Source organism: Pseudoclavibacter terrae, from assembly GCF_008831075.1.
Taxonomy (GTDB): domain Bacteria; phylum Actinomycetota; class Actinomycetes; order Actinomycetales; family Microbacteriaceae; genus Pseudoclavibacter; species Pseudoclavibacter terrae.
On record NZ_WBJX01000008.1, the window covers coordinates 1 to 22,386 of the forward strand.

General features: G+C 64.8%; 23 protein-coding genes. 11 read left to right on the plus strand and 12 right to left on the minus strand.

Going from position 1 to position 22,386, the window contains the following annotated elements:
* The first annotated feature begins 347 nt into the window (after nt 1–347).
* The 4 genes from F8O03_RS17465 (at nt 348) to F8O03_RS17480 (ending at nt 3,716) form a co-directional block, all read left to right on the plus strand.
* The gene (locus tag F8O03_RS17465) at nt 348–746 is read left to right on the plus strand and encodes a MobC family plasmid mobilization relaxosome protein (protein ID WP_244296360.1); all 399 of its coding nucleotides are present in this window, start codon (nt 348–350) and stop codon (nt 744–746) included.
* A gap of 113 nt (nt 747–859) precedes the next feature.
* Complete coding sequence (locus tag F8O03_RS17470; RefSeq protein ID WP_244296361.1) at nt 860–2,434, plus strand: relaxase/mobilization nuclease domain-containing protein; 1,575 nt, start codon at nt 860–862, stop codon at nt 2,432–2,434.
* 55 nt (nt 2,435–2,489) lie between these two features.
* Nucleotides 2,490–3,332, plus strand: coding sequence for a hypothetical protein (locus tag F8O03_RS17475; RefSeq protein WP_151425023.1), 843 nt, complete (start codon nt 2,490–2,492; stop codon nt 3,330–3,332).
* Between the two features lie 51 nt (nt 3,333–3,383).
* Nucleotides 3,384–3,716: a histone-like nucleoid-structuring protein Lsr2 gene (locus F8O03_RS17480; RefSeq protein ID WP_151425024.1), complete on the plus strand. Its 333-nt coding sequence runs from the start codon at nt 3,384–3,386 to the stop codon at nt 3,714–3,716.
* A 23-nt stretch (nt 3,717–3,739) separates the two neighbouring features.
* On the opposite strand, the gene F8O03_RS17485 is transcribed toward F8O03_RS17480, so the two are convergent.
* Nucleotides 3,740–4,009: a hypothetical protein gene (locus F8O03_RS17485; protein ID WP_151425025.1), complete on the minus strand. Its 270-nt coding sequence runs from the start codon at nt 4,007–4,009 to the stop codon at nt 3,740–3,742.
* A 342-nt stretch (nt 4,010–4,351) separates the two neighbouring features.
* Here F8O03_RS17485 and F8O03_RS17490 point away from each other — a divergent pair, with 342 nt between their 5' ends.
* Nucleotides 4,352–4,672 (plus strand): DUF7882 family protein, encoded by a 321-nt coding sequence (locus F8O03_RS17490; RefSeq protein WP_151425026.1) that lies wholly within the window; start codon nt 4,352–4,354, stop codon nt 4,670–4,672.
* Entirely contained in the window at nt 4,669–5,001 is a 333-nt protein-coding gene (locus tag F8O03_RS17495; RefSeq protein ID WP_151425027.1) for a hypothetical protein, read from the plus strand. Before F8O03_RS17490 ends, F8O03_RS17495 begins: the two co-directional genes overlap by 4 nt.
* A gap of 697 nt (nt 5,002–5,698) precedes the next feature.
* On the opposite strand, the gene F8O03_RS17500 is transcribed toward F8O03_RS17495, so the two are convergent.
* From F8O03_RS17500 to F8O03_RS18550, 11 genes are all read right to left on the minus strand, one after another.
* The gene (locus F8O03_RS17500) at nt 5,699–5,956 is read right to left on the minus strand and encodes a type II toxin-antitoxin system RelE family toxin (protein WP_151425028.1); all 258 of its coding nucleotides are present in this window, start codon (nt 5,954–5,956) and stop codon (nt 5,699–5,701) included.
* Nucleotides 5,953–6,216 carry a type II toxin-antitoxin system Phd/YefM family antitoxin gene (locus tag F8O03_RS17505; protein WP_151425029.1) on the minus strand — a complete coding sequence of 88 codons (264 nt, stop codon included), beginning with the start codon at nt 6,214–6,216 and terminating at the stop codon, nt 5,953–5,955. The genes F8O03_RS17500 and F8O03_RS17505 overlap by 4 nt, the downstream gene beginning before the upstream one ends.
* A gap of 206 nt (nt 6,217–6,422) precedes the next feature.
* Nucleotides 6,423–9,767: an NACHT domain-containing protein gene (locus F8O03_RS17510; RefSeq protein ID WP_151425030.1), complete on the minus strand. Its 3,345-nt coding sequence runs from the start codon at nt 9,765–9,767 to the stop codon at nt 6,423–6,425.
* 90 nt (nt 9,768–9,857) lie between these two features.
* Complete coding sequence (locus tag F8O03_RS17515; protein WP_244296362.1) at nt 9,858–10,286, minus strand: DUF4913 domain-containing protein; 429 nt, start codon at nt 10,284–10,286, stop codon at nt 9,858–9,860.
* Nucleotides 10,283–12,079, minus strand: coding sequence for a TraM recognition domain-containing protein (locus F8O03_RS17520; protein WP_244296363.1), 1,797 nt, complete (start codon nt 12,077–12,079; stop codon nt 10,283–10,285). Before F8O03_RS17520 ends, F8O03_RS17515 begins: the two co-directional genes overlap by 4 nt.
* Nucleotides 12,076–13,638, minus strand: a complete 1,563-nt coding sequence (locus tag F8O03_RS17525; RefSeq protein WP_425280960.1) for an ATP/GTP-binding protein — start codon at nt 13,636–13,638, stop codon at nt 12,076–12,078. Before F8O03_RS17525 ends, F8O03_RS17520 begins: the two co-directional genes overlap by 4 nt.
* Nucleotides 13,635–15,146, minus strand: coding sequence for an SCO6880 family protein (locus F8O03_RS17530; protein ID WP_208851906.1), 1,512 nt, complete (start codon nt 15,144–15,146; stop codon nt 13,635–13,637). Before F8O03_RS17530 ends, F8O03_RS17525 begins: the two co-directional genes overlap by 4 nt.
* Nucleotides 15,133–16,713 carry a TrbL/VirB6 family protein gene (locus F8O03_RS17535; RefSeq protein WP_151425032.1) on the minus strand — a complete coding sequence of 527 codons (1,581 nt, stop codon included), beginning with the start codon at nt 16,711–16,713 and terminating at the stop codon, nt 15,133–15,135. The genes F8O03_RS17530 and F8O03_RS17535 overlap by 14 nt, the downstream gene beginning before the upstream one ends.
* A 108-nt stretch (nt 16,714–16,821) precedes the next feature.
* Nucleotides 16,822–17,592, minus strand: coding sequence for a DUF8175 domain-containg protein (locus F8O03_RS17540; RefSeq protein WP_151425033.1), 771 nt, complete (start codon nt 17,590–17,592; stop codon nt 16,822–16,824).
* 9 nt (nt 17,593–17,601) lie between these two features.
* On the minus strand, nt 17,602–17,904 hold the full coding sequence (locus F8O03_RS17545; RefSeq protein WP_151425034.1) for a hypothetical protein: 303 nt from the start codon (nt 17,902–17,904) through the stop codon (nt 17,602–17,604).
* The gene (locus F8O03_RS18550; protein ID WP_341872802.1) at nt 17,901–18,533 is read right to left on the minus strand and encodes a DUF6668 family protein; all 633 of its coding nucleotides are present in this window, start codon (nt 18,531–18,533) and stop codon (nt 17,901–17,903) included. The genes F8O03_RS17545 and F8O03_RS18550 overlap by 4 nt, the downstream gene beginning before the upstream one ends.
* A 144-nt stretch (nt 18,534–18,677) precedes the next feature.
* Between F8O03_RS18550 and F8O03_RS17555 the strand changes: the two genes are divergently transcribed.
* From F8O03_RS17555 to F8O03_RS17575, 5 genes are all read left to right on the plus strand, one after another.
* Entirely contained in the window at nt 18,678–18,950 is a 273-nt protein-coding gene (locus tag F8O03_RS17555; protein WP_244296364.1) for a helix-turn-helix domain-containing protein, read from the plus strand.
* A gap of 10 nt (nt 18,951–18,960) precedes the next feature.
* Nucleotides 18,961–19,512, plus strand: coding sequence for a hypothetical protein (locus F8O03_RS17560; protein WP_151425036.1), 552 nt, complete (start codon nt 18,961–18,963; stop codon nt 19,510–19,512).
* Between the two features lie 2 nt (nt 19,513–19,514).
* Entirely contained in the window at nt 19,515–20,606 is a 1,092-nt protein-coding gene (locus tag F8O03_RS17565) for a M23 family metallopeptidase (protein ID WP_151425037.1), read from the plus strand.
* Nucleotides 20,607–20,621: 15 nt separating this feature from the next.
* Nucleotides 20,622–21,911 carry an AAA family ATPase gene (locus F8O03_RS17570; protein WP_151425038.1) on the plus strand — a complete coding sequence of 430 codons (1,290 nt, stop codon included), beginning with the start codon at nt 20,622–20,624 and terminating at the stop codon, nt 21,909–21,911.
* Between the two features lie 110 nt (nt 21,912–22,021).
* A complete protein-coding gene (locus F8O03_RS17575) occupies nt 22,022–22,267 on the plus strand; it encodes a hypothetical protein (protein WP_151425039.1) in 246 nt (81 codons plus the stop codon).
* Nucleotides 22,268–22,386 lie beyond the last annotated feature (119 nt).

Sequence of the window (22,386 nt, forward strand, 5' to 3'; positions counted from 1 at the left end):
CTCTAGCCATGCCTTCCATCGTACGAAGTGGCATCGGCTAGCGCGACGTTCCACGTCGCTTAGAAGAGCGCCGTGGCGAATCCCGTCTGACGACGTGTGTCTTTTGCGGGGTCGCTGCGACGGAGCATCGGCTAGCGCGACGTTCCACGTCGCTTAGAAGAGCGCCGTGGCGAATCCCGTCTGACGACGTGTGTCTTTTGCGGGGTCGCTGCGACGGAGCAAGCTATAGGTTTAGCTGTGCTAAACCTGCTTGGCCCTCGACTTTCGGTCGTGGGCTTGGCACACTGGTGGTGTGGTTCCCGCTGGTGCGGGATCGCTGCGCTGGGCCAGGGGAGTGGGTGGTTTTCGTGGATGAGCAGGCGCCGAGGGATGCGCGGTTCGCGCGTCGTCGGCGGGCGAATGCGCCGGGTGGTCGGCAGCATCGTCACGAGGTGAAGGTCACCGCGGAAGAAGAGGGTGAGCTTGTTCGGTTGGCGTTGGCGCAGCGGGTGACGGTGCCGCGTTTACTGGTTGAGTCGGCGTTGTCGGCGGGGTCGGGGGAGACGCCGACGGAGCGTCGGAATGCGATGGTTGAGCTGTTCGCGATGCACCGTCTGTTGGCGGCGATTTCGAACAATGTGAATCAGTTGGCGCGGGTCGCGAATAGTGATGGTGTGGTGCCGGTGGAGACTGCGGTGACGCTCGCGAAGGTGCGGGAGGTCGCGATGCGGATCGATGGTGTCATTGACGAGTTGAGTCCGCGGTGATGCCGAATGTGGTGCGCGGTGATCGGTTCGCCGGGCTGATGACGTACCTGGTGGGGCCGGGTCGGGCGAACGAGCATGAGGAACCGCACTTGGTTGCCGGTGACGGTGCGTTGATGGCGTGGTACGACGAGGCTGAGCTGTCGCGGGAGAACGCGTTAGGGATCGCGAAGCATCTGGACCAGCCGAGGACGGCGTTCGGGGTCGAGGTGGCTGGTGGGCATGTGTGGCATTGTTCGCTGTCGTTGCGCGCGGACGAGGGGCAGCTCACGGACGAGCAGTGGAACCGGATCGCGACCGATTTTGTGTCCGCGATGGGGTTCGATGACCATGAGGGGACGAAGGCGCCGTGTCGGTGGGTGGCGGTGCGGCACGGGGTGTCGACGAACGGCAACGACCACATCCACCTCGCCGTGAATCTGGTGCGCGAGGACGGGACGAAAACGTCTTTCCATCACGACTACTACCGGGCGCAGCAGGCAGCTCGAGCGCTCGAGGTGCGGTACGGGTTGGAGGAGCTCGAGTCGGTGCGGGAGCAGCGCGCGACTCGCGGTTACAACCCCGCCGAGCGGGAAGCGCAAGCACGCGCCCGTGCGCGAGCACGGCACGAACGGGAGCGCGCGACGAGCGCGACTCCGATGCCGGCGTGGGATGCGCTGTCGGGCAGTGACCGGCAGGCGCGTATCGCGGTCGAGCTGCGCCTGGACGAGCCCCGGCATGTGTTGGCGGTGCGGGTACGTGCGGCGTTCACGGCGGCGGAGTCTGAGGGGGAGTTCGTGCGTCGGATGCGTCGCTCCGGGTTGTTGGTGCGTCCCCGGTTCGCGGAGGGCCGCACGGACGTCGTCACCGGGTACTCGGTCGCGGAACGACCCACGCATGGTGAGCGCCCGATTTGGTACGGGGGAGGGCAACTCGGACGAGACCTCACCCTGCCTCGCCTGCGCGCAGCATGGCCGGACTCACCAACTGGTGCGAGCGAGGCGGCGGCCGAGTGGAACGCGGCGTTCCGAGGCAAGCGCATCGTCGCTCCCGGACGAGAGATGCACGAACCCGACCCGCAGCTGTGGGCACAACGCGAACGCGAACTCGAAGACACGGTTCGGCGGGTGCGGGAGGTGCCGCTCGAGGATCGGGACACGTGGGCGCAGGTCGCTCGACAGACGTCGGGTGTGTTCGCGGCATGGTCGGTCGCGACCGAGCCCGTCCCGGGCGATCTTGCCGCTGCGTCGGAGGCGCTTTCCCGGTCTGCGCAGACCTACCGACGGCCGCTCCGGGAGAGCCCGGCGGTGGGGCAGTCGATCGCTGGCGCCGCGATGCTCTTCGCGAGTGCCACACGGGCCGGGAATGGACCGGTTGCGCAGCTCGCGATGATGCGGCAACTGCTGCGCCTCACGCAAGCCGTGCACGATGCCGCGAAGGCCAGCGAACAGGCGCGGCACGCGCAGCTGCTCGCGACCGACACCAGGGCCCGGCTCGTTCGTGTCCGCAACGCACTCCCCGCGCCAGAGACTCCAACGCTGGAGCCAGTAGCGCAGCAGCGTGCCACCGCGACGGTGGAGGACATCGTGCGCGCAAGCCGGGCGAAGCCGGCGGCAGAAGCCGCGTCGACGATCCCGAAGACGCTCGAGCCAGAACACCGGGTGACGCCGACTCGTGCGGGCCCGGACCCGGACCGCGGCATCGACCGCTGAGCGCACACGAATTGACTGACCGAACCAGTGGCCGCACATCACCAGAGGAGAGGGAATGGCTGAAGAATCCGACGGCATCGAGGAAGCCTTCGAAGGACAGATGCGCGTGATCGTCACGACCGCGGCGCGCGCCGGCGAGATGTTCGCCCGGGCCCGCGAGGACGCCAAACGCCGCGCCCAGCAACTGGGGGAGCGAGAAGCGCACGAGCTGCAGTCGCGCCTGGACGCGGAGCGTCAGCTCGCCCGCACTCAGCTGTCTGACGTGCACCGCGACGCATGGTGGGACACCGCGAAGCCCGACGAGATCGGCCACCGCTTCCAGACCGCTCGAGCGTGGGCCAGCGAGGACCCGGAAGCGGCGCGTGCAGAGCAGCGCATGCGCAACGAGATCGCCACCCGGTACAAGATCCAGATCCCCACCGACGGACGATCCATCACCGGCAGCGAGGTCGCCAACGCGGTCCAGCAGAGCGTCGACGTCGACCAGGCCGACATCGAACGTGAACGAGCTCAGCGTGAGCGCGCGGAAGCAGCACGCCTGGGCGAGGAGGCCAACCGCGATGACACGGCCGCCGATCAGGTTCGAGCGGCCGCCGAGTACGAGCCAAACCCCGCCGACCAAGCCGCGGCGGAGGCGGAAGCGCGCGAACGGGAGACGACCGCGCAGCACGCGCAGGAGCGTGGCAAGACGATCTACGACAGCGCTGAACGCCGAAACGCGACAGCGAGCGAGCTTGAAGCGCGTGGCATCGATTCGGACGCCATCAATGCGCGCATGCACGCCGACGTCAGCAACGCGAAACCCGCCAGCGCAGCGGTCACCGCGACCGGCAAGAAGGCGCCGCACGCCCGGAAAGCTGGCTCACCTCAGGTGCAGCGCTCAGGCCTCAATCGCTAACCTCGACCAGATCCACCCCAACAAGCAACCACTGCAGAAACGGAGTCGTGCATGGCGAAGAAAGTCATCTACCAGCTGACCGACGACCTCGATCAGACCGAGATCCCCGACGGTGAAGGTGAGACGGTGCAGTTCGGCCTCGATGGCACGGCCTACGAAATTGACCTCACCGACGCGCACGCAATCAAGCTGCGCAGCCTCTTCAACCGCTATGTCGAAGCCGGCCGCAAGACCGGGAAAGCCACTAGTGGCAAGAAGCAGTCGGGACGGAAGCAGGATCTCGCAGCCGTCCGCGGCTGGGCTCGCTCGAACGGCCATGACGTGTCTGACCGAGGCCGCGTGTCCGGTGAGCTCCTCGACGCTTACGAGGCAGCAACCCGCTAATTTATTCTCGGAGGAGTGCTGACTCAGGTCGGGAACGGATCGTCATCGAGGTCGATGAACACCGGTTGCGGGAGCTCATCAGCACGTTCCGCGGTGATCTCCCGCGGCGCGGGCTCGATCCAGACGGACGATTCCGGGAACACGAGCGCCGCCGTTCCGGGACGGGTCGGGAGCGGTAAGTTCACGAACCCGCCGCCCGCTCGAGCTGCGCTCAAGAGGTTGGCGCGGAGGTCGTTGATGTGCGCGGCGGCGACGGGGTAGTCGTTCCCATTGATGTGCACTGTGTAGCTCATGGCCGTCCTGGTTGCTGCGGGGGTCGTTCTGAACTGGAGCTCCTACTCAACCGAAGGCGTCTGAGGGCAGCAACCGCATTGACAGTCGAGGGGGCGATCAACTACCCCCCCCCTGCGGATCCCAACCGCGGGAGCACTGTTGCGAGCAGCTGCGCGTGCGGAAGCGGTGCAGCAGGGTAATGCTCGGTGGCGTGACATGGAAGTGTTCTGGCGCTCGTATGTGGGTGCGGGGAGACTGGTGGTGATCGATACCAAGCCCCTTCCTTCGCTTGTTCGGGGCACCACCGAGTGGCCGAGTCGAATCTGTCGGCTTGGTTTCTCAGACCCCAGAGGTGATAACTCATGGGCTACATGTATTTCGGCAACCAGAGTCACGAACTCGAGATCGACGACCGCCCCCTCACACACCTGAAGATCGCGTTGCTCAGCATGCTTCGCGCCGGTCACAGCGTGGCGTTCTCCATCCAGCACCCAGTATCGGCTGGTGGTGGCCGTGAGACGTTCTGGATCACCCCGCACACTGACCTGCGGTTCAAATTCATCGGGGGACGCTCGATCAGTATCAGCGAAGAATGGGTCAAGCTTCTGATCGCGTCGGCGAGCAGCCCGGCCGGGATGCGGCTGTGCCCGGAGCCGATCTCCACTCGCGCGCACCTGGCTTGACCTCACTGCTCGCGACGATCTCTGAAAGCCCGAGGACCGGCACCGGCACGCCGGGCCACACGGACCTGCTCGGCCATCTCGCGATCGTGTTCGACGCCCACACGACGATCGCTCTGGCGCTCATCGCCACGATCACAGCAGGGGTAGCGAGCGTGTGGGTGTTTACCCTGGTCCGCGTGCGTGCCTTGCGCCGCAGTGGGGCAGAGAGCCTAACGGGTCGTGTGCAGTGCGCCGCAGGACTCAACGGCACCGCGGTCCTCGTCACCCTCGCCGGACTCGTCGTGGTCATGCTGGTAGCAGTCTGGCGCCTGGTCGTCGCTCTCATCTAGCGCTGCAGGACAGCCGACCGCGGAAGTCCGAGATCGGCACCCAAGCGCCTGCGTCGAGGTACGCGGCTCATGGTGTTGCTGCGTGTGCGCGGACAAGAGGGCTTCGAAAGGTGCGTCTGGCGACTTTCTGCGGAAAATCGTAGAAAAGCGCAGAAAACGCTAGACAGCCTGAACAACGGGCGTCCGGTGCGAATTGACCTTGCTCTGAAGAGCCGCGGACGGCGAACTCAGAGCCAGAGTTCTCAGAGGAGTCGGAGACGAGGCTGTCGGGGATTCCCGCGCTCCGTCTCCCAGGCGCGCGCCGCCTCGACGTAGGGCCGGGCCCAGTCTGGGAGATCATCAGTGTGGTGGGGCCCGCCGGCCCACCGTTCGGGTTCATCGCTGTACCCCAGTCCCTTGTTGCCACCGAGCGTCCCGTCAATGCGCACCCGTGTGCCGCTGATGAACACATGCAGGGCTCCAGGCGAGTCGGATGCCGGCCAGTGCTCCACGCGAAGCTCTCTCGGTGCAACAACGAGGCGTCGACTCCCGTTCTCGAGCGTGTGGACATTCGGCAACCCGTCCGGCAGCTCCCACGAAAACGCGACCTTGCACTGCTCAATATTGTCCGTCATGACTGCTGCTCCTCGGCGTTGAAAGTGATCCTGCTCTAGAGGTCGGCGTCCACGTGATTGTTGGTGCCGCAGCGCGGCACCATTCATTTGTCGTACACCTCGCGGCGGTGGCCGGCGTGGACAATCACGACCGTGAGGACATCGTCCTGGATTCGGTACAACACTCGGTAGTCGCCCGTCCGTACGCGCCATTCAGGGCGCCCGGTGAGCTTCTTCGTCGCGGGCGGTCGCGGATCCTCAGCCAGGAGCTCCACCACCGCTTGGATGCGTCGCTTCGCCTCGGGCGGTAGTTTCTTGATCGCGCGCGCCGCAGCTGGCAGGACCAGGACCTGGTAGGTCACAGAGCGAGGCCGAGGTCGCGCTTGACGTCGTCCCACGGGACAGGCGTCTCACCCAACTGCTCGGTCTCTTCCCAAGCCGCATCCACAGCCCGAATATCAGCGAGTTCCTCGGCGTCTTCCAGCAGTTGGTCCAGCTGCTCGGCATCGATTACTGCAGCGACGGGACGGTTCCGTCGCGTGAGGTAGACCGGTTCCCGGCGGGCGTCGTCGATGATCGAGGCCAGCCGGCCTCGTGCGTCGGTGATTGCGATGTGACTCATGCCGCCAGGGTACGCGCGGGCGGTGAAAATGTACAGACTGCGCGACTACGTACAAAACAGCCGATAACCTTTATTATGACATTTTAGAGTACTCGGTATTGCCCTACGAGTCGCGAAGGCCTCTCATGGTTTTGAGGAAACTTCTGTGTCGGGGACTTCATTCTGTTTTCTAGCTCGCCGGTCGAAGTGCTCAATACTCATGCTGCTCATCGATAAACTGCCGCCTGGTCTACCTTGAACCACTTATGCTGGCGCGCGACTCGCAGTAATGGTGTCAGGCTTGGCGTAGTAGATTCTACGTAGTGCCAGGTCTGGGGTGTTTTCTTGACTCCAGAGACTCGCGCTTGCACAATCTCCTCGAGCAGACCGGCTGGTGGTTCGACCGAGATCGTCCTGTCTGTTACTGAACCTGAGTTCAGTACGCGCCACATTGACTGTGTAAGTCTCTGGCGAGCATCCGCAGGTAGGGATGAAGCAATCGTCGAGAGGGTCTCGAGGTGCTGTTCTATCACGGAGCCACCAGCTATGGCCCAGAGAGCCAAGGACCACTCGCTGAGCGACAAAGTGTCGTGACAGTGCTGGAGCTGGTTGGACCACCAGGCTGCGTCGTCTCGATGTGCACGAGTTTCTTGCAGCAGGACTGACGGATGTCCGTCGTCTCCGAAAGGGCGCTCTTGTGACACCCTCACGTAGCCATTTCCCAAGTGTGAAGCTGCCCCGGCAACCGCGATCTCTGTAACCAGCCAGCACCGGCCATGCTCATTGAAAAGTGAAGCGGCCGTGTTTGCCAATGGGAAGGTGCTCCCCTTTTCGCCTCGCTTGAACCTTCGGTGATCGGCTATCTCGGCGTAGACGGAGCCGCTACGTCTGAGGCCCTGAAGCGCCCTGGACCTGCGTCCTGATCGCTTGGAGGACGCGCGACGGCTTGGCGGATCTGCGCTCAACATGTAGTAGTCGTCCGGATTAAGGCATACTGCGATTTGGGCGGGCGTTGATCGTACCGAAGTTGTTGCGGTGCAGTGCCCCGCCAGAACGAACTCCATGAGCTCTTTCTCAAGTTCGCTACCGCGCGCGGGAATCAAACCTGTGTTCAAAACATTCTGCGCTACGGCTGCGGTTCTGACCGTGAGTCCAGGAACGGAGGCTGTGGAACCCGCAGCAACTTCGCAGTCGGCACCAAGGCGTAGCCATGCTGCCTCTGATGGGGAGCCGACCGCCCCTCGTAGCTGGTTGAGCCACCAGTCGAAGAATTCGTTTCGAAGTCCGAGGGCCTCGCGCAGGACGCGTACACGCACGTAGTTGACTGGTAGTGCCGGGTTGTCGGCTATAAGTCTGGTTATCCGATTGAAGGCAGTCATTCCTTGTTTTGGATCTGGGATAGGCGCAATATTTCTACTGTCGATCGCGCCAATGATGCTTGTGAGGGCTTCATCCGAAAGTAGCGTGTCTAGAATCGATGCGGCTTCGAGTGGCCTGCTATGGAACACTCCGTCGCAGAGTATCGTCCAGATTGCCACATTGACGTGGGGTGTGGCACCGAACGTCACTTCGTGTTCTATGCCGGCCTTAAGTGCGTAGATGTCGGATCCGGTGGCATTCCCGCTATAAAATCGCACTGTGTTAAGCCAGTATGGTCGCCGTAGGAGTTCCCTAAATACGAGCGTTCTGTCAAAATTTTGGTCGCCTTCGCCAGCGTAATTGTATAGGTATCGAGCTGTGAAGTACTCTCTCAACGACTGCACCTCGAACTCGAACAGGCCCTCTTCTTTAGCGGTCAGTGCCCAAAGTCGAACGGAGGCTGCCTCAAAGAGTTCATCCACGACATTCGAGGGCTTGCCATATGTGTCCTGAAAGTGCTTCATTGCCGCTACGATCTCAGACCCCGGCATTGGACCATTGTGCCCGTCAGCTTCCGAGTGGGCTTGAAGGTACCAGCCAAGGAACGCCATGATCTCGATTAGATCCGCCCTATGCTTCCGGACGGATCTGGGGTGCTTGTTAGCTTCCCGAGCGAGGAGGAGACCCATGTAGGCGTCATAGAGCTCGGTGCGCTGGCTGGGCGTTGCGTCTCCGTGCTGTCTAAGGAGATAGAGGAGAATTGTGAGTTGCATCGGATTCCCCGCCAGTTCTCCGATGTAGGGCTCTTTCGTCTTTTCCGTAAAGTTTCTACGAAGCGTGCGACTATCGTTCCCAATCACGTTGTGGACCAGACACCACTTCCGTAGATACGAATCGCGTAGCGCTGGCCCCAAGGATGACAGTGCAATCACCTCGAAGTTCTTCGAGGTGGGCTCGGGTAGTCCTGCAGAATTCGGTCGTGTCGTAACGACGATCTTGGGTGTCACCGTGTACGACGAGCACCTTGCACAGAAAGCGTCTATTTCGTTCACGATTCGCCGTCGTTCGGATGTCTTACCGATTTCGTCTAGGCCATCTAGAACAATGAGGCTTGGTACACGTGACAAGATATCGTGAACCTGCGTTGCGGATACTGATTCAATTCCACCTGCATGCGTCATCAGCTCGGCTAGGAATGCTTCAATCGTTGATTCAGCTGCTGGTCGACGTCTTCTCTTTGTGGTGCGCTCATCATCGTTCACGTCGAAAACGTCGTTGCCACCTATCCAGTCGGCGTATTTACTCAAATCGAAGCGTATGGGAAATCTCGCTTCCGCCGGTGCAGCAATTCCGGTTGAGAATTCTTGGTTATCTGGGACCCATGCAATTCTGTGTGATTGGCACAGATACTGACTGAGTGTCGATTTTCCTTGCCCTGGCGCGCCGCGAACTAGGGTGAACGTTGCCGTCGTTTTGTCGGTGATGTAGGCAGCTGTGCCGCCAAGTTCCCGACTATCTGTCGGGCGCGAGGCTGCAAAGTTGCTTTCGCGCACGAGGCGGGACGGGACATCGACGAAGAGCTCAAAGAGTGGTTCTCTGTCCAGTTCAACCTGGCTGAACTTTATCCCCTCGTCTTCGTTCCACTGAGAGGCTGCAATCCGCCGCAGTAGAAATCGTAGCGTGGAGTCATGTCTTGCCTCAGAGGTATCTGCGACGAGATACCGGATTAGGTCCCAGCCAGCGAGCATGTCGGCGTAAGACCACTTCGTTTCTGAGGGGGCAGAGTCGACGATGGGGTTTAGTGCCTCACGCCAAAGTGCCGTCATCTCAATGCCGAATTGCTTGGCGTAATTATCCAGCTCGGAGTTGAGCTTGTCGAAAGTTCCCGTTCCGGGTTTGCCAGTGCTCGCTACGTTGGTAACTATCACATACTTCCGAGCCCCACCTGCGGCGAGCTCCGTAATCTTATCGCGCTCACCTTCGATGGCATTTTTCAACCACGTGACTGGGTTTTTCTCGGTTCCCTTTGAGGACCACTTGACTTGGAAAACCAGCGCTTTCTTTAGGTCGATGCCATCCCTTCCGGCATCAGCTTGTCGTAGCGGTAGAGGAACGTAATCGGGGAACTGTAGCATTAGAAGCGCGCTTACTAATTGCTGGAAATCGTGATCACCGAGGCGTTCGTACAGGTATCTGTGTTCGCTGTTTGGCACCAGGGCTCCTTCTCGAGTGACAGAAGTCTAGATCGCTGAGGTCGATCATCACGATGCCGTCCGTGCCTGAGGCAGGTTTGCGAGACAGGACTAGTACAGCTTTGTGGGCGGTGGGTCATACGGGAGCCGCTGTCCCCGCGTCGCCAGGTTGGTTGCCGATGTTGGATCGGCTGCGGAGAAAGGGCCATCAGGGTCCATTAGGACCTGCATGTGATGGTCGGCGTGGTCTCGGAACCAGACGCTCATTCCGGTGCGGGGTTCAAGGCGTAGGTGCTCCCAAGCGCGCCAGAGTGCGTCGAGGCGGATGACTGCTTCGGGATACTTCCACCATTCGGCGGCCCAGACGCGGGTTCGTCCGTTGATGGGACGCGCATAGGCCTCGCGGAGGTAGAGACGGACGAACTCATCGAGGTTCGCGTAGTAGGTCTTGCGCGGCTCAGGTTCTGCGCTTGTCTCGTCGTCCGGATCGGGTGCGAACGCCGCGTCGAGCTCTGGCTCGTCCTCTCCCCAGTCGGTCACGCAGCACCTCCCCCGGATGTCTTGCTCTGAGCGTCGACAAGGTCACGCTCCGCTTTGCTGATCGTGCGGGTTGCCTGCGGGTCGTGTGCGGCGAGCGACGCGCGCACTGCATCCGCGTGCCGTCCGCTCATCCATGGTCGTGTCCGGATGAGCGTTGGTCGCGATCCTGACGCCAGCACTACGGCTCGTCCTTTGGGCATTGCTGCGAGATCGGCGACATCAAGGATGCGTTCGCGCTGGAGCTGCTGAGAAACGGTGCGCTGTCCGCGTCCGCTCGAGGTGCTTGAGGAGATGCGGTCGTAGTCGCCGATGATGCGGGAGAGGTCTTCGAGGAAGGTGGCCTCGGACACTCCCCCGCCGTAGACCTTCACGTTGGAGGCGGACCAGAGCTTCTTCATCCCTGTTTCGCCCCACACTTCGGTGCCTTGGGACCAGGATTGAAGGATGGTCATGAGGATGATGCCGCGGGATCCGTAGTGCGAGTACAGATTGGGAAGCTCACGCCACCGGCACACGTTCGCCGCCTCATCCAAGACCCCGATGAGGGGCGTCTTGAGCCTGCCGCCGGTGGATTTGGCGGCGAGTTGTTCGGCGGCTTCGACGACGGCGACGGTGAGTGCGGTGACGAGTGGGCCGGCGTTGCCTCGTCCTTCTTTGGAGAGGCTGTAGAGGGTGCCGCCGTCGCGGACGAAGGCGTGCGGGTCGAAGTGGCGGCGATGGTCGTGGTCCTCCGTGCGGGTGACCCATTGGCTGACTTGGCGGTTGGTGAGGCAGGAGGCCATCTGTTGCGCCGTGCCGTAGACGCCGCCGCGTTGTTTCTCGGGGGCGGTAATGACGCCGGCGACTTGGTCGGCGGTGAGCGTGTAGCCGTGCTGGCGGAGGATCCCGACTGGGGTGTCGTCGGTGGGCCTGGTCAGCCATGTGTAGACGACGGTGATGGGCCTGCCGTCGAGGGCGCCGGCGAGGAGGAGGCCGGCGAGGAGGTCTTGGCCGGCGGGGTCGAAGTAGGCGTCGGTTTTGGCGCCGGGGTCGCGGGAGCCGGCGGAAAAGTGCTCGGCGAGCTTCGCGGCTTTGACCTCGTCGGTGACGTAGCTGAGGGGGTTCCACCACCAGGTGGGTTCTTCGAGTGCGATCGCTTGCGGGTCGAACACCCACACTGGTCCGGTCTTGGCTCGGACGTCGCGGGTGGCGTCGACGACGTCGCGCTTGTTGGAGGTGACGAGCACTCCCCCGGGCGCGTCGAGGATGGCGGGCACGGCGCGGCTGGTGGTCTTGCCGGTGCGGGGTCCCCAGATGTCGATGTGCATGTCTTCCCACGACCCGAACAGCTCACGTCCGTCGAACACGCCGACTCCGATCGGCACACCGGCCGATCCTTCGACGCCGAGGCGGGCTGCGGATGCTTCTGCGCTCTTTCGTGAGAGGGCTTCGACGTCGTGGCCGCGGCCCATGTAGGTGGAGACGCGGTCGACGCGGGTGCGGCGCTTTGCCCACTTCCGCCGCCACAGGAACCACGCGACCACCAGGCCGAGAACGATGATGGCGATCGCGATGACGACGAGCGTGCCGGGCGTGCCGGGCCAGGTGAGCTCGCCCTCGAGCATCCCGAAGAGCACCTCGAACGGATTCAGCGGGATCTGCTGCCCGGTGCCGGCGAGCCGGTGACCGATGCGCATCCCGAGGTAGATGGGGAGCACGATCGCGGCCGCGGCACCAATGCCGACCCAGACGAGGGCTGCTTCGGCGCCGAGCCCGCCGGGTTGCCGGCGCCGGTTGTGAGGCTGCTGGCTCACTCCCCTGCTCCGTCCTGGTCGCGGGTGCCGACGCGGGATTGGGTGTGCCAGCGCTTGTTGGTGTCGCTGATGGAGGCTTCGACGCTGGTGAACTGCACGTCGACCGGAATCCCTGGGCGTCCGCCGACCTTGACGAGGAACTTGCCCCGTCCGGGCGGGGTTGCTTCCTGGTTCGTGGTCGGGTCCCACGCGGGCGGGTCCTGCCAACCGATGAGCAGGTCTTGCTCGGCTCGCGAGAGTGGGATCGCGGAGGTGAGCTGCGGCATTTCCGCGGAGGGGAGGCCGCCGCAGATGACCATGCCGCTTCGTTCGACGAAGCCTTTCGCTTTCATGCGGTCTTCCTCGCTGGCGAGGGCGAGGAGGTCGCTCATGGTGTGGGAGACCATGGCCATGCCGACTCCCCTAGTTCGGTTGAGACGGGTGAGGGCGTCGACGCGGTCGACCATGCCGCGGCCTGCGCGGAGGGCGCGCCAGAGCTCGTCGAGGACGACGAAGTAGTGCCGGCGCGGCTCCAGGCCGGCGTCGGCGAGGGCGTTGGCGACGTTCACGGTGCCGAAGCCGGCGGACCAGCAGGCGAGGAGGGCGGCGGCTTGGAGATCCATGTCGGAGTCGTCGACTGCGGACACGTCGTAGACCACGGGCCGGTCCCGGTGCATGGGGTTGGTGGTGGGTTTGGAGAACATCTCCCCGAGTCGTCCTCCGCCGGTGAGACCGATGAGGGAGGCTTCGAGGTTCTCGGTGATCTCCTTGTACCGATCGTCGTTGCCGCGATCGAGCGCCACGGCCCGCACCTCAAGCGGCGCATCCTGGATGACCCTGAGGAGGTCCCCCAGGACGGGAATCCCGTCATGGGTATCGTCGAGCACCTTGAGAGCGCGATCGAGGATGGTCTCTTCGCGGTCGGTCGGTGGGGCGCCGCGCATGATCGTGAGCAGGGCCGCGACCATCGTGTGCCGGCGCCCGTGCGCATCCGCCAGCACCTGCGATGCTTCCTTCTCGTAGCCGGCGTCGCGAAGTCGCTGCGCAGCGCTCGTGGCTTCGCCGGGGTCGAGGACGTTGAGGTAGCCGCGTCCGCGGCCGAGCGTGATGACTTGCCCTTCGAGCGCTTCGATGAGGTCGACGTAGTCGGGTTTCAGGTCGCCGAGAACGAGTGGCATGACCCCGTAGCCGGCAAGGCCGGTGGCCATGCGGCGCACGACGGAGGATTTGCCGAGGCCCGGTTTGCCGAGCACGAACATGGAGGGGTTGGAGATGAGTTTCGCGCGCTGGAACCAGGAGATGGGGTCGCAGCAGAGGGTGGCACCGGTGTGGATGTGCCGCCCGAGGGGGACACCGACCATGGGAGTTCCGGTGCCGATCGCGAACGGCCACAGCCCACACACCTGCACCGTCGTGCCCCGCCACTCCTGCGGCGCCTGCACATAGAACGCTTCGCCCCGGCCCTTGCCGAGCCAGCCGCGCATCCCGGGCCGCTTCAGTCGCGGCGCCTTGACTCGTTCCTCCGGCTTCGACGCCGAGATCGAGCTAGACGGCGTGATGGCGCGGCGGAGCAGGGTCATAGTTTCTCCCTCAGTTCGGCGGGCACCTTCACGTGCTTCTGCAACACCAGCCCGAGCGGGAGAGCTGCGGCAAACGCGGAGTCCTGCGACCCATACACGGGCCGTACTTTGAGACGGGCGGTCGCGGAGAGATTGTCGACGGCGGCTTTCGCGTCCGCGACCTTCTCGAGGTCCTTCACGGTCGCGGTCACGAGCACTCCGAACTCCACCAGCCCTGCGCCGGAGGCTTCCTCTCGTGCGGTGGCTTGCGCGGATCCGATGCCGAGCGTGTCTCTCGCGGACGGCTTCGCGGTGGAGGTGGCGCGGAACTGCGCGGCGGCGAGATCGGCTTCCACGATCGCGGCTGCTCGTGCGGAGTCGATCGGCCGGTACAGCAGTGTGATGCGCTTGCGCGCGATGTCGCGGTGCGGGGCGAGGAGACGCGCAAGCACACCGGATTGGACGTTGCCTCGGGGCGCAGACGTCATGGACCAGGTGACGGAGTACGCGGAGTCATGCCGATACCCGTCCCAGTCCGCCTGCGCCGCCGTCGGCCCCACATCCGGCCACGACAGCTCCGGGGTCTCCCCATTCGCGCGGGCCTCGTCGATGAGCAAGGCCGCGGCCGGGTCGTAAGCGATGCGCACCGTCTCGCATAGCTCCTGCGCCGACACCGGATGCGCAGCACCCGCGCCGGTGGCCTCGAGACCTGCGGTGAGGCCGGGGATGCGGGCGGCGAGCTCGCGCGCCATGTCCTCCGGGCTGCGCTTCTTCCCACCAGCACGCATGGACGCGGCGAAGGTGATCGCGACGAACGCCTTCACCGTCGACGACCCGGACGGGTACGAGTCGACGATCTCCTCGAGCATCTCGCGCGCAAACGCGGGCGCGTTCGCGTCCACATTCGTGGACACTTCACGCTTGAGTCGTGTGCCGGAGTCAGGGGCAGTCTCGATGGTCACGGCGGCGGCTTCCACACCGGGCTCGTCGCCGAGGTTGGAGAGCCAATGCCCCCAGTCCGCGACCCAGGAGTCGATCTGCTCTGGGTCGACGAGAGCTGCACCGTCGGGTTCGGTGCCGAGCACGATCGAGTAGGACAGCGTCGCGGGCGTGTAGAGCAACGCGAACGGTCGCCCGTAGGAGTCGTGGTGCTCGCTGAGCCGGGTTGGAGCGGCGAGACCGGGGAGCTGGAAGGTGCCCCAGTCGGTGCGACCGATCGGGCCGGAGCGGTAGATGTTCGCCCCGCGGCTGCGGGCGGTCGCGAACCCGACCCGAGTGGCGAGCCGGCTCACGATGGACTGCCCGTGGGAGTCCTTAGTGACGACGGCGAGCATGACCGTGGCGAGGACCACAAAGGTGATCGCAGCCTCGAGGAGTCCGACGATCATGACGATCAGCACAATGAACACGAGACCGCCGAGCATGATGGCGGTGCCGACCGAGCCGAGGCCCATGAGGCCGGGCGAGGTGGGGCGGCGCCAGTTCCCGTAGGTGCGGGGTCCGCGGTGCAGTGGTTCAACGGCTGCCATCTGGCCCGCCTCCTTCTCCAGTCGATTGTTCGCCAACACTCTTCACCGCGCCCGCCGCGGCTTGACCCGCTTCCTTGGCTTTGCCGAGCGCGACTCCGGCTGCCGCACCAGCCGCCATACCCACGGGACCGCCGGCGGCACCCGCGGTCGCGCCAGCTGCGGCGCCTCCACCTGCAGCAGCTCCCGCACCGGCACCAGCCCCTGCAGTAGCGGCTCCAGCTCCGCTGGTCGCGACCCCGGTCGACGCCGCTCCGGAAGACGCGGCGGCTCCGGTCTTTCCGCCGGCTGCCGCGTTTTGGGCGCCGGCGTTCTGCGCGGAGGTGGACGCGGACGGCGTTGCGTTCTTGCCACCGGTCGGTGGGGAGGTCGTGGTGCTGCCGTTCTGTCCCGACTGGCCGCTGTTGCCCTTGCTCCCGCCTCCTCCTCCGGTGCTGAGGCGTCCGAGCGCTGCAGCGCCCGACGGGAGCGCAGCAAGGGCTCCGGCGGCGAGGGCTGCTCCTCCGGCGCCGGCGGCCATGGAGCCGACCATGGGGGTCACGAAGCGCATGAGCGCGGGCATCGCGAACAGGGCGATGATCATGAGCATCAGCCCAGTGAGGACCGCGAGCAAGCCCGTGCCGTCGTCCTGGAACACGTCGGTGCCCGCGAGCCGGAACGCGGCCGCGTAGACGATCGCCGCTGCCGGCTTGTAGAGCACGAGAGCGACAATCCAGGCGACGCATTTACGGAACCAGTTCTTGCCCATCTCCGTGTTCGTCGCGGACGCGGCCAGCGGGAAGATCCCAGCAAGAACCACGAGCATGCCGCCACGAGCGACCATGAGCACGATCTGGAACGCAGACGCCAGCACCGCGATGAGGCCCAGGACGATGATGAGCAGTGGGCCGAGCGATCCGGCAGCCGGGTTCGTGGTCAGGGCGAGCAGTACGAGGATGTTCTCCCCGAAGCAGGTGCCGCCGGGGTCGTCGACCGCGCAGTCCGTGGACGCGTTCAGGACCCACACTGCGAACGTGTCCGCGGCGCTGATGAGGATCCCGACGATCGTGGTGCCCGCTCCCGCGACGACGATGAGCGTGAGCAGGCTCTTCACGGTGTCGCGGCCGGGCTCGCCCCGCTGCTCCCACACCATGCGGATCCCGCCCACGATCACAGACAAGACCGCGACCGCACCAATCAGCCACCAGAGGGACGATTGGATGAAGTACGTCGCTCCCCCAGCGCCCTGCGGTCCCCCGGACCTGACGACCTGCGCGACGATCGCGCTCGCCGCGCTGATGAGCACGACTCCACCCATGATGTAGCCGAGCTTCCCGACGGCCGCGATCCCTTCGCCGGCGCGCATGCGCGTGGCGATGAGCATGCCCAGGATGAGGATCGAGATGATCGCGAAGACCATTCCGATCCAGGTCACGTACCCGAGGAGCACCCCGATCTCGGCGCTGATCGGTGGCGCCCCGACGGCCGTTTGGTCGCCGGTATCCGTGATGTTCGGGGTGCCGATGTAAACCCAGACCGTGCCGAGCGAGGCGACGGTCTTGCCGACGGCCTCTGCGACGGCGTTCGCCATGTCATCGAGGGCGCCACTGGTTATCGCTTTCGCGCCTTCGAGAGCGAGGCATTTCGGGTCGACGGCCTGCCAACCTGTGCAGCCAGGCGAAGTAGTTGCAGTCAATGCCTAGGCACCCCAGGCGATGTATCCGGCCAGGTCAGGGATGGTTGCTACGTCGATGGGCACCGCCGGGTCGACGACTTGGAGCTTCCAGTCCCCGTCTTCCCAGACAAGGTCGTAGACCATCGACAGATTCACCGTCTGACCCTGGGTGGAGCCTCGGAGGGCGATGTCCACTCGAGCTGATTCACCTTCGTAGGAAAGGACCCGGAAACCGGCGATGTCGACTCGGATGCCGGAAGAGTCAACGCCACCGGTAGGGCCTGCGGCGAGTACTTCATCTCGGCCTGGGCCTTCTGCGAGGAAGTACTCGAGGAAGCTGCCCACGGTTTCCTGGTTGGAGCCCTGTGCAGCAGCGTTTGCGGCTGCAAAGACTGCTCCTTCGGGTGACTGCTGGAAGCAGTTGCGAACGCCGTCCGGTGTTGTTGCGGCTGGGCCGTAAGTATCGGAAGTCGGGAAGCCGACCGTTCCCGCGTAAGACCACTCAGCTTCTGGCGCGCTGTTGAGCGAGCCTTCGAGGACTTGCCCGGGAAGTCCGCAGATGCTGCCGCCGCTCTGGGCTGAAGATTCCGCGGGAGGTGTTCCAGCTGAGCTGGGCGTCCCGGTTGCCGTGGGGGCTGTTTCTTGTGATGAATCGTCGGACTGGTTCTGGCTGTTGACGATGCCTGAGATGCCGAGCACGACGCCGAGGACAACAACGATCGCGACGATGATGGCGGCGATGATGAACCAGGGGCGCGTGTAGGGGTTGGGGGTTTCGTCGTTGGTGTTGGTCATGGTGGCTGCTTAGGCGAAGAACCCGACGAGGGAGGTGGCGGCGGAGATGATGATGACGCCGCCGAGGGCCATTCCGATTTTGCCGGCGTGCTCGCCGCCCTCGCCGCGACGGGACTGGATGGCCATGAGGGCGCCGGCGGCGATGAGTCCGAGGACGCAGATGGCGAGGGCGATCCATTTCACCCATCCGAGGAGGGTGGAGACGCCTTCGGTGCCGGGCGGCTGGATCGGTGGGGAGTCGGGGATGGAGAGGCTGACGGTTGCGGCGAGGTCTCCGGCGAGGGCGATGGTGGAGAGCAGTTCGGGGGTCATGCCGGTCCCTTTCGGTTGGTGGTGTCTGATGCACCGGACGTGATGGCGGTGAGGTCGGAGATGAGGGCGCGCACATCGCGATGCGCGGCTTCGGGATCGGGTGTCTCGCCGAGGCGCCAGCTGTCCTGCCAGGGCAGATGCCAGGTGCGGGGGACGCCGCCGGCGACGATGCCCGCGAAGTCCCGCAGCGGGCGCGGGAGACGGCCGGGCGCGTCCGCGATGACGACCAAGCCCGCGAGGTCGGCGAAAGGCACGAGCCCAGACCCCCACTGGGTGGCTGCTCGTTGCGCGGCTTTCAGGCCGTGCATGTTGGAGCGGGCGGTGAGGACCACTCGGAGTCGAGTATTCGATGCGGCCGGTTGCGGCCAGGCGTGCTCACTGCTCGCCCAGTCAGGGTCGAGAGCGGCGAGCGTCGACTCGCCGGCGCCGCCGTGCGCGCCGAGGATCCAGAGCCGCGCGGACCGCGTCTGTTCGCGTACCGGGAGCTGATCGACGCGATCAGGGGCAGGAACACCAAGCTGCGGCCGCGTTGGGCGATCCCGAATCCAAGGGTTCAGAGCTGGGGTCTCGTGGCGGTCAAGGGAACTTCCGGCGGATTTCGCTGTCCACGGGTTGGTTTCGACGCTCACCGAGTACCCCTCCCCTGATAATTGGCGCAGGTCGCCAGAGCACCACTTGGCCGGTGCTCAACGGTTTGAACCATACGGAACTAAACGGAGCGTATCAAACATGTATGAAACACGCTGTAACGCTGTTTTGTGTACTCTGTCGGCATGGTGTGGAGCTTCTGGGATGGGATCGCGATGAGCGATCACCAGGGCCTGGATTCTCTGTTCGCTGACCTGCCCGAGGTCTTGTCGACGCCGGAGGTGGCGAAGCTCCTCAACATGTCTGTGCCAGGGGTACAGAAGTGGTTGAAGGAGGGCGTCATCCCGGGGTACAAGGTCGGGCGGACCTGGTTCGTCACGAAGCATGACCTTCGGGCGACGTTCCAGGCCGGCGCGAACACCAAGCCCAGCAGAGAAACGGAAATTCACGAAGGGTAGTTCTCCCCGTATGGCTCGACGCGAACGAGTAGGTGCCAGCCTCGCGATCGTCGCAGCGCTCAGTCTGAGTGCCTGCGCGGCCGAGCCACGGAACACCCCACCGCCCGCCGAGTCGACCGCGCCGTCCTCGACGATGTTTGTCCCCGATCTCGACCAGTTCACCCCGCCCCCAGCGGGCGTTATCGACGACAAGACGGGACAGACCACGGGTCCGAAAGCTCCCGCCGTGTGGGACGACACCTCCCGCGCTGCAGCTGTCGCGGCGGCCGAGACGGCGATGACTGCGTACGCCAGGCCCACGGTCGATGCAAACACGTGGATCGAGGAGCTCACGCCGCTGCTCACGCCGAAAGCGGCGAAGGACTACAACTACCTCCGCAACAGCACGATCCCCGCGACCCAGGTCACCGGTCCCGGGGTGATCGTGAACGACGACAGCGTGTACCTCGCGCACGTCGAGGTGCCGACGGACGCGGGCACGTGGACGGTGATGATCGTCCGCGAATACGGTGACTCGCCCTGGCTGGTCGAACGGTTCGCACCCCCGGCAGGGATGCACTGACTGTGGGCAAGCAGCAAGGCGCCGGCGGCGTTATCGCGATCGTCGCCGCCCCCGTGGCGATCATCGTGCTCGTGCTCAGCCTCGTGCTGATGCTCGGCACGAACGCGAACGCCTGCAACCTCGAAGGCGACGCAGCGACCGCTGTCTCGGTCGATCCGAACAGCATCCCGGACGTGGAGATCGCCGGCTACCAGGGAGAGCAGCTCGTAAACGCCGCGAACGTGATCCTCGCCGGTAATGACATGGGCCTCAGTGTGCGGGACCAGACGATCGGCGTGATGACCGCGATGGGCGAATCCACGCTCAACAACATCGACTACGGCGACTGGGAAACCTCGGGTGTGACCAACCCGGACGGCTCCCCCACCACCAGCATCGGCCTCTTCCAGCAACAGGACCACTGGGGCAGCCGCGAAGAGCGCCTCAACCCGTACCGGGCCGCGCAGATCTTCTACTCCGCCATGGAAATCTCCGTGCCCCTCCCCGAACGCGACAGCGTGGAGCCGACGCTGGTCGCGAACCGCACCCAGGTGAACCTCGACCCCTACTACTACGCCCAGTTCTGGGACGGCGCCGTGCAGATCGTCGAAGAACTCTCCGGCACCACCACCGGCCTCAGCACCGGGGCCGGCGCGCAAGTCTGCTCCACCGTCGCCGGCACCCAAGGTCAGGTGTCCTCCACCGGGTGGGCGGTCCCGGGCGAGGGGCCGATCACGGACCCGTACGGGATGCGCACCCACCCCATCTACGGCGACCAACGCCTCCACTCCGGCACGGACCTCGCCGCGGGCGGCTGCGACGGCCCCATCTGGGCAGCACAAGCCGGCACCGTCACCTTCCGCGGCTTCGACTCCGGCGGCAACGGCACCATCACCCTCGACCACGGCGAAGGCATCACCACCAAATACCTGCACTCCTTCGAGAGCGGGCTGCTCGTCAACGTCGGCGACACCGTCCAAGCCGGCCAGCAGATCGCGATGACCGGCACCAGCGGCCAATCCACCGGCTGCCACCTGCACTTCATGGTCCTCATCAACGACGAAACCGTCGACCCCGAACCATTCCTCGCCCAAGTGGGCATCACCCTCGGCTGAACGGAACACCCACCAATGACCCTGCAGCAGCACACCACCCCCGTCATCACCGCCCACGCCGACCAGCACGGCACCGGACACATCACCATCGACGGCGCCACCCAGCCCCTCACCGCCAGCAGCCTCGACGCGGCCCGCGACCACATCATCACCACCCTCACCACGCTCGCCCGCACCCACCAGGCACCCGTCACCGCGACCACCACCGACCCCGACGGCACCTGGCACCTCACCGTCGACCCCACCGGCCACGTCCACGCCGAACCCCACCACGCCGCACCTCCTGCCGCCGAGGCGACTGTGGCAGCCGCGGCGCCGCAGGTGGCCCCAGCTGCGGAACAGCAGACCGCGCCGGCAGCGCCGCAGGATGAGGCGCCGCCGCTGCGAGACGGGCGCCGATCGTTCCTAACACAGGAACAGACCGAAGAACCCGCAACCAATGGATGGCGCGGCGCGCTCTCCAAGGTCGGGATCCGCCTCACCCCCTCTGAGCAAGAGCGGGCCGAACGCGCCGACGCGCACGCCGTGAGCCAGCACTGGCCAGGACCGCGCACCATCGCCGTCGTCAACGCCAAAGGCGGCAGCTCGAAAACCCCCACCACGATCCTCCTCGCGGCCGTCTTCGCCCGCTTCGGCGGCGCCGGCGTCCTCACCTGGGACAACAACCAAACCCGAGGCACCCTCGGCTGGCGCACCGAACAAGGACCCCACGACTCCACCCTCCTCGAGCTCCTCCCCCAAGTCGACCGACTCCTCTCGACCGGAGCGCAATCCGCGGACCTCGCGCACTACGTCCACCACCAAACCCGCGACCGCTTCGACGTGCTCCGCTCCCAACCCACGAACCTCGCCCACGAACAACGCATGGCACCCGAAGACGTCGACGCGATCCACGCCGTCGCGTCCAAGTACTACCGGCTCGTGTTCATCGACTCCGGCAACGACGAATCCGACCCCATGTGGCTGCGCATGATCGACCACACCGACCAACTCGTGCTCGCCACCACCACCCGCGACGACCACGCCGAAGCCGGAGCCCTCCTCCTCGAAGCACTCGCCCAACGGGACGAGAAATCCGCACAGCTCGCCCGCAGGGCTGTCGTCGTCGTCAATCAAGCCAATGCCAAGAGCTCACGGGCTGATCTCGAGCTGGTCGCAAGCGGGTACCGCAGCCTCGTCCGCGCCGTCGCGACCATCCCCTTCGACCCAGCCATGGTCGACGGCATACTCCGCTACGGCTCGCTCCGAGCGTCCACGCGGCGTTCCTGGCTCTCGGCCGGCGCCGCTGTTGCGAGAGGGCTCTGAAAGTGCTCGGGCTTCAGAACCGATCGGCTGGCCAGGCTGATGGTGATCAGAACCGTGAGGGATTAACGCGACACGCGACCGACGTTGCGTTTCAGGAAACGATTCGCGGCATGATTCTTGGCATGGGGAGACCAAGCAAGGGTGAACGAGACGCCATCATGGCCAAACCAGCCATGCCACTAGCGAAGGTTATCCGTGCGAATGCGGAGGCCTCCGGCTACACCAACGGTGACTACATCACAAAGCTCGTGGCCGAGGCGCTCGGTATGCCTGAGTATGCCCCTAAGCCGGATAAGGCAGACCACGGAGCGACACAACTCCCCCTCGAGACGGAGGCCCATTCAGCAGCGGCCTAACGAAAAGAGGCCCGCCGCTTTCGCGACGAGCCTCTGAAAGATTCGTAGCTCAAACCCTCACAGTTTGCCGACCAAGAGGTTCGAGCTAGTTCCCACGCAGTTCCGGTTACCAGCCGGGC

Bases quoted from the DNA above. Each gene is read 5' to 3' on its own strand.
- F8O03_RS17470 (WP_244296361.1), top strand. From the start codon at position 860: ATGGCGTGGTACGACGAGGCTGAGCTGTCGCGGGAGAACGCGTTAGGG.
- F8O03_RS17475 (WP_151425023.1), top strand. From the start codon at position 2,490: ATGGCTGAAGAATCCGACGGCATCGAGGAAGCCTTCGAAGGACAGATG.
- F8O03_RS17480 (WP_151425024.1), top strand. From the start codon at position 3,384: ATGGCGAAGAAAGTCATCTACCAGCTGACCGACGACCTCGATCAGACC.
- F8O03_RS17485 (WP_151425025.1), bottom strand. From the start codon at position 4,009: ATGAGCTACACAGTGCACATCAATGGGAACGACTACCCCGTCGCCGCC.
- F8O03_RS17490 (WP_151425026.1), top strand. From the start codon at position 4,352: ATGGGCTACATGTATTTCGGCAACCAGAGTCACGAACTCGAGATCGAC.
- F8O03_RS17505 (WP_151425029.1), bottom strand. From the start codon at position 6,216: ATGAGTCACATCGCAATCACCGACGCACGAGGCCGGCTGGCCTCGATC.
- F8O03_RS17525 (WP_425280960.1), bottom strand. From the start codon at position 13,638: ATGACCCTGCTCCGCCGCGCCATCACGCCGTCTAGCTCGATCTCGGCG.
- F8O03_RS17530 (WP_208851906.1), bottom strand. From the start codon at position 15,146: ATGGCAGCCGTTGAACCACTGCACCGCGGACCCCGCACCTACGGGAAC.
- F8O03_RS17535 (WP_151425032.1), bottom strand. From the start codon at position 16,713: ATGGCGAACGCCGTCGCAGAGGCCGTCGGCAAGACCGTCGCCTCGCTC.
- F8O03_RS17540 (WP_151425033.1), bottom strand. From the start codon at position 17,592: ATGACCAACACCAACGACGAAACCCCCAACCCCTACACGCGCCCCTGG.
- F8O03_RS17545 (WP_151425034.1), bottom strand. From the start codon at position 17,904: ATGACCCCCGAACTGCTCTCCACCATCGCCCTCGCCGGAGACCTCGCC.
- F8O03_RS17555 (WP_244296364.1), top strand. From the start codon at position 18,678: ATGGTGTGGAGCTTCTGGGATGGGATCGCGATGAGCGATCACCAGGGC.
- F8O03_RS17560 (WP_151425036.1), top strand. From the start codon at position 18,961: ATGGCTCGACGCGAACGAGTAGGTGCCAGCCTCGCGATCGTCGCAGCG.
- F8O03_RS17570 (WP_151425038.1), top strand. From the start codon at position 20,622: ATGACCCTGCAGCAGCACACCACCCCCGTCATCACCGCCCACGCCGAC.
- F8O03_RS17575 (WP_151425039.1), top strand. From the start codon at position 22,022: ATGATTCTTGGCATGGGGAGACCAAGCAAGGGTGAACGAGACGCCATC.